Source organism: Bradyrhizobium lablabi, from assembly GCF_001440475.1.
Taxonomy (GTDB): domain Bacteria; phylum Pseudomonadota; class Alphaproteobacteria; order Rhizobiales; family Xanthobacteraceae; genus Bradyrhizobium; species Bradyrhizobium lablabi.
In genome coordinates, this window is sequence record NZ_LLYB01000125.1 from 189830 (window position 1) to 197189 (window position 7360).

The window sequence follows — 7360 nt, forward strand, 5'->3', positions numbered from 1 at the left end:
AGCTATCCTGATTGTCGTTGGAATTGCGCTCACCAGCGACATTGCCTGGGCGCAAGGAGCACAAGATCCGACCGCCCAGCGTCGCGACTGCAGCGCGATGGAGCGCGCCGACGGGCTGGAGTGCCCGGACAAGGCGTCGCCGACGGCCGCGCCGGTGCATCAGGGGGCCTCCAGGGGAGACAACTGGATCGTCAGCCAAACGACCTCGCCAGTCGACTATTCACCGGTCGCGACCGCCACGACCTTGTCGCAGGATGGTGCGGCCATGAAGCTTTCAATTCGCTGCCGAAAGGGGCGGACCGAAATGGTCGTTGCGGGACTCGGCATTTCGGGCCACGGGGGCGATTACGCGATTTCCTATCGTGTTAACGGCGGTCAGCAGGTGCAGAACGCCGCGGCGCGGCCGCCGTCCGGGGCGGGGATTGCGTTCGGGGGCGACATCATTGGCTTGCTGCAATCCCTTCCAGACGCTGGAAATCTCAGCGTCCACCTTGCACCTCGCACGGGCACCGCGCTGGATGGAACGTTTTCGCTCGGCGGGTGGGAAGCGGTGCGCGCGAAGCTGACTATTGCATGCAAATGGTCAGACCCGATCCCGAAGCCGAATAGATGATCTTGATGAAGTTAGTGCATAGGAGAGCCCGATGAACATGTTTCAACGCATTGCGAGTGTAACCACCATAGCAGCCGCAACAGTGCTGTTCGCTCCGCCATTCACCCCGTCATTCGCTGCGGCGGAGCAAGGCGGACGGTACTGGGTACCGACAACGACCTATCCCGCTGTGTACCAGCCGCCAATGACCTATCCCGCCAGATACCAGCCGCGCGTTGCGGAAAGAGCTGCCGCCCCGCGTAGAGCCACCAAACATAGTAAAGCCATCACACATGGAAGAGAACGATCCCTTCTCACCGCCAACGCTCGGCTTGCGCCCGACGCCAAGGCGCACCGTTTAGTTTTGCAGGTAAACACGAACGACCCCGCCGCGATGAACCTCACGCTCAACAACGCAACGAATGTTGCGCAGTACTATAAAGATCTCGGCGAAAAAGTGAAAATCGAGGTGGTCACGTTCGGACCGGGCCTGCATATGCTGCGCGACGACACGTCCCCGGTAAAGGCTCGCATCGAGGAGATGATGTTGAGTACGCCGGAGGTGTCGTTCAAGGCCTGCGGCAATACCCGGGAAAGGATGCACAAGGCCGAGAACAAGGACATCGCGATCCTCCCTCAGGCCGAGGTGGTGAAATCAGGCGTCGTGCGCGTGATGGAGTTGCAGGAGAAAGGGTGGTCGTACGTAAAGCCTTGAGCGAGCACGCCGGCTCGTAGCTCGGCCGACGCACGGTAGCGGGGAATGGAGACGGCCATGTCGGTTGACCGGCCATGGCCGGCCTCCAACCGCCCGCAATGCTCATCGATGGTGTTCTGCTTCGTCTATCGCTCCCGCAAAGACTCCTGCTTGTATCTTGCCAGCGGCGAGAGCAGGTAGCTCATCATGGTGCGCGAGCCTGTCTTGATCTCGACCGTCACGGCCATTCCCGGCCCAAGCTTGACGAGTTTCTCGTCGACCTGCATGGCCGCGCGGTCGAGCGAGACACGAGCGGCATACTCCAGCTCCTGACCTTTCGGCTCGCTGCTGTTCGTTGCCGCGCCGAGCGCGCGGTCATTCGAAGTGCCCAGCTGCCTGTCGCGGGTGATGGCGTCGGACGAAACGCTGAGCACTTCGCCATGAAGGAGCCCATAGCGCGTGAAGTTGAACGTATCGACCTTGATCTCCGCTTTTTGTCCCGGATGCACGAATCCGATGTCGCGGTTGGAGAGCATGGCCTCGATCTCGAGCTGGCTCTGGCTCGGAACCACCACGGCCAGCGCCTGGGCAGGCGTCACCACGCCGCCCACGGTGTGAACGGCGAGCTGTTGCACGACGCCATCGACGGGCGCGGCCAAACGCTGGAGCTTCGTGCGCCGTTCCGCCTTGATCACCTCCTGCGCAGCGCTCGCAGTTTTCTGCTCGGCTTTCGCGAGTGCGTCATAGGTCGCGCGCCGAAACTCCGCCGCGGTCTTCTCCCTCGTTTCCTTCAGCAGCGCCACGGCGGCATCGGCTTCGCGTAGCCGGCTCTGCTGCAGGACGAGGTCCTGCTGCAGGCCGACGAGTTCCTGGTATTCGGAGAGATAGACGACCTTGGAAGCCAGTGCCTTGTCGACGAGGTTCTTGCGGATGTCGACGCGCTCCTGCAGCACCGGTATCGTTGCCTGCAGCTTCGCGACGCTCGCCGAAGTGGTCGCCCGTTCTGCTTCCTTCTGGCCCTGCTGGCGTTCGATCTCGGCGAGCTTGGCGTTCTGCTCGGCGCGCTGGCTGATCAGGAACTGACGGTGCATCTCGACCTCCGCGGCGCTCGCGCTCTGCGGCGGCCGGAAGGCGGCAAGCGGATCCTCCGCCAGCGCGGCGCGCAGCCGGGCGACGTCGAGTTCGGCCGCGACGAGATCGCTCTTCTGGCGTTCGTTGTCGGCTTCCGTCATCGTCGGGTCGAGTTCGATAAGAACGTCGCCGGCTTTCACGGTCTGTCCGTCGCGGACGTGGATGGCGCGGACCACCCCCGTCTCGAACGGCTGGACCAGCTTGGTGCGTCCGCCCGGCACAATCTTGCCGGTCGCCGTGGCGACGATATCGACGCTGCCGAACGACGCCCACAACAGCGCGATGCAGAAGACCGCGATGATGCTGGCGCCGATCGAGCGCCCGATCGGCGACGGCGGCGTTTCAGTGATCTCGAGCGCCGCCGGCAGGAACGCGATTTCCTGCTCGCGGCGGCGAGCCGGAGCCGGGCGGTTCGGAAATGGGACGATGTTTCGGCTAGCGGACGTCATGGATACCGGCCTGCAGATAGTGGAGGTTTGCGTAACGCCCGTTCGAGCGGATCAGCTCATCATGGCTGCCGTCCTCGACGATGCGGCCATGCTCGAGCGTGATGATCCGGTTCGCATTGCGCACGGTCGAGAGCCGATGAGCGATAACGAACACTGTCCTTCCGGCGGCAATGCGCTTCATGTTCTGCTGGATGGCGCGCTCGCTTTCGTAATCGAGCGCGCTGGTCGCTTCGTCGAGGATCAGGATGCGCGGGTCGGTAATGAGTGCACGCGCAATGGCGACACGCTGGCGTTGCCCGCCGGACAGGCTGCTGCCGCGTTCGCCGACGACGGTGTCGTAGCCCTCGGGCAGTTCCAGGATGAAGTCGTGAGCGCCGGCGAGCGATGCTGCCTCGATGACACGCTCCATCGGCATGGCTGGATCGGCCAGCGCGATGTTCTCGCGTATCGAGCGATTGAACAGAACGTTCTCCTGGAGAACGACGCCAATCTGGCGCCGCAGCCAGGTCAGATCGACCATCGCGAGATCGACGCCGTCGACCAGCACGCGTCCGCTCTCCGGCACGTAGAGACGCTGGACCAGCTTGGTGATGGTGCTCTTGCCCGAGCCGGACGAGCCGACGATGCCGACGACCTGGCCAGGTTGGACGTTGAATGAGACGTTGTGCAGCACTTCGGGTCCGTCGATGCGGTAGCGGAACGTCGCATGCTCGAACGTCACCTGCCCGCGGATCGGCGGCAGTGCTGCCCGGCCCGGATTGAAGCTCGGTTCCGGGATGGTGTTGAGGATGTCACCGAGGCGATCGATCGACAGACGGGCCTGATGAAAATCCTGCCACATCTGCGCGAGCCGCAGCACCGGCATGCTCACGCGCCCGGCAAGCATGTTGAATGCGACCAGTTCGCCGACGGTGAGATCGCCACCGATCACAAGCCGGGCACCGAAGTAGAGGGTTGCCGCGACGACCAGCTTGTTGATCATCTGGACCGCCTGGCTTGCGGTGTTGTTCAGGCTCAACACGCGGAAGCTCGCGCCGACATAGCCGGCGAGCTGCTCCTCCCACCGGCGCTGCATCTGCGGCTCGACCGCCATGGCCTTCAGCGTCTCGACGCCGGTGACGCTCTCGACCAGGAAGGCCTGGTTTTCGGAGCCCCGGTTGAATTTCTCATCGAGGCGCCGACGGAACAGCGGCGCGGCGCCCGCGGAAATGCCGATGTAGAACGGGAATGAGGCCAGAACGATCAGCGTCAACGTCGTCGAGTAGTAGAACATTACGGCTACGAAGACGACGGTGAACAACAGGTCGATCACGAGCGTAAGCGCCGAGCTCGTCAGGAACTGGCGGATATTCTCCAGCTCGCGGACGCGGGCGACGGAATCGCCGACCCGGCGGGCCTGGAAATAGGCGATCGGCAGCGCCATCAAGTGGCGAAACAGCCGGGCGCCGAGCTCGACATCGATGCGGTTCGTGGTGTGCGCGAACAGATAGACGCGCAGCGTATCGAGAACGGCCTCGAACACGGTCAGGGCTACGAGGCCTATGATCAGAACGTCGAGCGTACTCATGCTTCGATGCACGAGCACCTTGTCGATGACCACCTGGAAAAACAGCGGAGAGATCAGCGCGAAGATCTGAAGGAAGAACGAGGCGACCAGAACTTCACTGAGAAGACGGCGATATTTGTGGATCGCGCCGACAAACCAGCCGATATCGAAGCGGCGGGAGAGGTCGCTCAGCGAGGCGCGCCGCGCCATCAGGATGATGTCGCCGTCCCAGATCGCCTCGAGCTCGGCCTGCGTCATTGCCTCGGGCTGGGGAGACAATGGGCGTTGAACCAGAATCTTGTCGTCGTCGACCTTGCCCAGGATCAGGAAGCCGCCGTCGCGCAGCAGGGCGATGCCGGGCAGCGGGGTGACCGCAAGCCTGTTCCAGCTCGTCTTCTGTGCCCGGGCCTTCAGCCCGAATTCCTTGGCGCATCGCAGGATTTCGGTAACACCGAGCTTCGCCGCGCCCATGCGATGCCGGATCTGTTCAGGATCGGCTGCAATGCCATGGCATCGTAACAGGATTGCCACTGCCACGAGCCCGGACTCGTCCTCGATCTGAGGCACGATGCTCGCAGCCTCGAAATCGGATCTGGTCGCCTGGAGAGTAGTATCGCTTCGTTCGCCGAAGCACGCACGCATCAATGAATCGCGGGCCCGCATCACGGTATCGCGAGCGCGCGTTACGGGATCGACGGCGCGGCGCGCCAGACCACGCACGGTGACACTCATGTCAGCGAAGGCATGGAGCACCTGATCGATGACGTTCTGCGATCCCGTCAGGATCAAACGGCCGTCCCAGATTTCCTCGAATTCAGCGCGCGTCATCAGCTCCGGGCGCGTTGCTGTCGGATGCAGCACGAGCGCGCCGTTGTCGTCGACCTTGCCGAGCAGCAGAAACCCGCCATCGCGCAGCGATGCGATTCCAGGCAGCTGGAGGCTCGCAAGTCGTGTCCAGCGAGTTGTTCGTGAACGGACCTTGACTCCAAACTCGCGCGCGCAACGAACCAACGCGCGGATACCTATCGTGCTGCTGCCACAGCTATCGCGGAGCTGGTCCGGCTCGGCGTGGACGCCATGAAAGCGCAGGAACAGAGCCAAGGCTCGAAGCCCGTGGTCTGCGGCGTGGGCATTCCCGTTCTGCATCGCCATAATGTTTCAACTCAACCCTTCGCGGCTACCGGCCGCGTTTGATGTTCCTTTTCTGCATTCCCAAACTTTGATGATCCCGCATCCAGGCGCTGATGCGCCTGGATGCGGAAGCACGATCAATGTTGCGGTCTGGTCAGGAACGATGTCTGACCCGCAGTAGCTCCGTTCGACAGGGGTGCCGCGATCTGACCGGAATCGCCCCGACCCGTGCTGCCGGCCAGATACTGGTTCAGCAACGCATAGCTCTGGCTTGCCAGGCTCGCGGTGGATGTGCCCGTTGAGCGCGTGTCACTCGTCGCGGTAATCGCCTGCGGCGTCGAGGTAGCAACGCCGCCCCCGATGACGCCCCTGAGTTGGCTCATCAGAGCTGGCGCGGCGTTCGCCACGGCATTACTGGCCTGATCCTGATTCTGGCTCAGCCAGTTCAGGGCCCGGTCCACCTGCGAGGTCGCGGTCGCGCTTGCGGTCGGCGTTGGCGTAGATTCAAGACTCCTGCGAGCGTACGAATTCAGGACCGACCCGGCATCGACCTGGGCAGCCGTCAAGGTGATGTTATTCCCCGTGGACGTCCGACTACCGAGATTGCTGGTGATCGTCTCGTACGTCGGCAGACCGGTGACGCGTACGCTCATGCGGTCATTGGTATCGGTCGTTGAGACGTTGCCCCCCAAGCTGACCAACCCGCCTCTGCCCGTCGCCGACAGCGTGGGACCCGCTACGCTGAGCACGGGCGTGGTCACGGATGGCCTGAGGTTGGTTGGCGTCGTTGGCGTCGTTGGTGCGGTTGGGGTCGTCGGCGTGGTTGTCCTCGGGGGGGTGACCGGCGAGGGAGACGTGATCGGCGACGTCGGCGTGGTTGGCGACGTAGGTGTGGTCGGCTGCGCCGGTATGATGGGCCCGGTCGCCCCGGTCGTGATCGTCAAATTTCGGTAATTGGCGGCAACAGTCTGGTTTGCATCGGACTCCCGATAGAGTCCTTGCGACCAATAGGTGCGAGTCCCATAGCCCAAGGGGCCATTATAATCCACGACCTGCTTGCCATTTACGTAAACGTCCAGATACCCGCTGCTGGTGTTGTTGAAGCTGCCCTGGAGCTGGATATTATAATACTGGCCACGCTGAATTGGATTGGGATCGGTCCAGAGCGTAATCGTCTTGACGTTTCCCGCAGCATTGCTGGCGTTCTGGCCCGTGGGGCAATATCTCGCGACAACTTGCAGATGCTCGCCAGCGAGTTGGATTGCGAGGGGAGGCGAGGTAGCCGAACCATTCACGGAGTCATCATTGTGCATTTCGCCAGTAACAAACCACGATGACGTGTTTGCGNTGGCGACGTGGGCGTGGTCGGCGTCGGTGCTGTGGGAGCCGCTGCCGCCCCGGTCGTGATCGTCAAATTTCGGTAAGAGGCGGCAACAGTCTGGTTTGCATCGGACTCCCGATAGAGTCCTTCCGCCCAATAGGTGCGCGTCCCATAGCCCAAGGGGCCATTATAGTCCACGACCTGCTTGCCATTTATATAAACGTCCAGATACCCGCTGCTGGTGTTGTTGAAGCTGCCCTGGATATCGATATCATAATACTGGCCACGCTGAATTGGATTGGGGTCAGTCCAGAGCACCATCGTCTTGACGTTTCCCGCAGCATTACTGGCGTTCTGACCCGTGGGGCAATATCTCGCGACAACTTGCAGATGCTCGCCGGCGAGCTGGATTGCGAGGGGAGGCGAGGTAGCCGAACCATTCACTGAGTCATCATTGTGCATTTCGCCAGTAACAAACCACGATGACGTGTTTGCG

The 7360-nt window shown here is 62.3% G+C and carries 5 protein-coding genes and 1 pseudogene; 2 read left to right on the forward strand and 4 right to left on the reverse strand.

The window, feature by feature from the left end:
* Positions 1 to 97: 97 nt before the first annotated feature.
* The gene (locus CQ14_RS36365) at positions 98 to 613 is read left to right on the forward strand and encodes a hypothetical protein (protein ID WP_245320793.1); all 516 of its coding nucleotides are present in this window, start codon (positions 98 to 100) and stop codon (positions 611 to 613) included.
* 31 nt (positions 614 to 644) lie between these two features.
* Positions 645 to 1307 (forward strand): DsrE family protein, encoded by a 663-nt coding sequence (locus CQ14_RS36370; protein WP_057862540.1) that lies wholly within the window; start codon positions 645 to 647, stop codon positions 1305 to 1307.
* A gap of 125 nt (positions 1308 to 1432) precedes the next feature.
* Here CQ14_RS36370 and CQ14_RS36375 read toward each other — a convergent pair whose 3' ends face one another.
* The 4 genes and pseudogenes from CQ14_RS36375 to CQ14_RS48505 form a co-directional block, all read right to left on the reverse strand.
* On the reverse strand, positions 1433 to 2866 hold the full coding sequence (locus CQ14_RS36375) for an HlyD family type I secretion periplasmic adaptor subunit (protein WP_057862541.1): 1434 nt from the start codon (positions 2864 to 2866) through the stop codon (positions 1433 to 1435).
* Entirely contained in the window at positions 2853 to 5513 is a 2661-nt protein-coding gene (locus CQ14_RS36380) for a type I secretion system permease/ATPase (protein WP_430650245.1), read from the reverse strand. The genes CQ14_RS36375 and CQ14_RS36380 overlap by 14 nt, the downstream gene beginning before the upstream one ends.
* Positions 5514 to 5680: 167 nt before the next feature.
* Positions 5681 to 6890: heparin lyase I family protein (locus CQ14_RS48500; RefSeq protein WP_210183180.1), on the reverse strand; the 1210-nt coding region annotated here is incomplete at its 5' end.
* 1 nt (position 6891) lies between these two features.
* Positions 6892 to 7360 (reverse strand): annotated as a pseudogene (locus CQ14_RS48505) (heparin lyase I family protein); the annotation flags it as partial.

Excerpts from the sequence above, each read along its gene's own strand:
- CQ14_RS36370 (WP_057862540.1), top strand. The coding sequence starts at position 645 with ATGAACATGTTTCAACGCATTGCGAGTGTAACCACCATAGCAGCCGCA.
- CQ14_RS36375 (WP_057862541.1), bottom strand. The coding sequence starts at position 2,866 with ATGACGTCCGCTAGCCGAAACATCGTCCCATTTCCGAACCGCCCGGCT.
- CQ14_RS36365 (WP_245320793.1), top strand. The coding sequence starts at position 98 with ATGGAGCGCGCCGACGGGCTGGAGTGCCCGGACAAGGCGTCGCCGACG.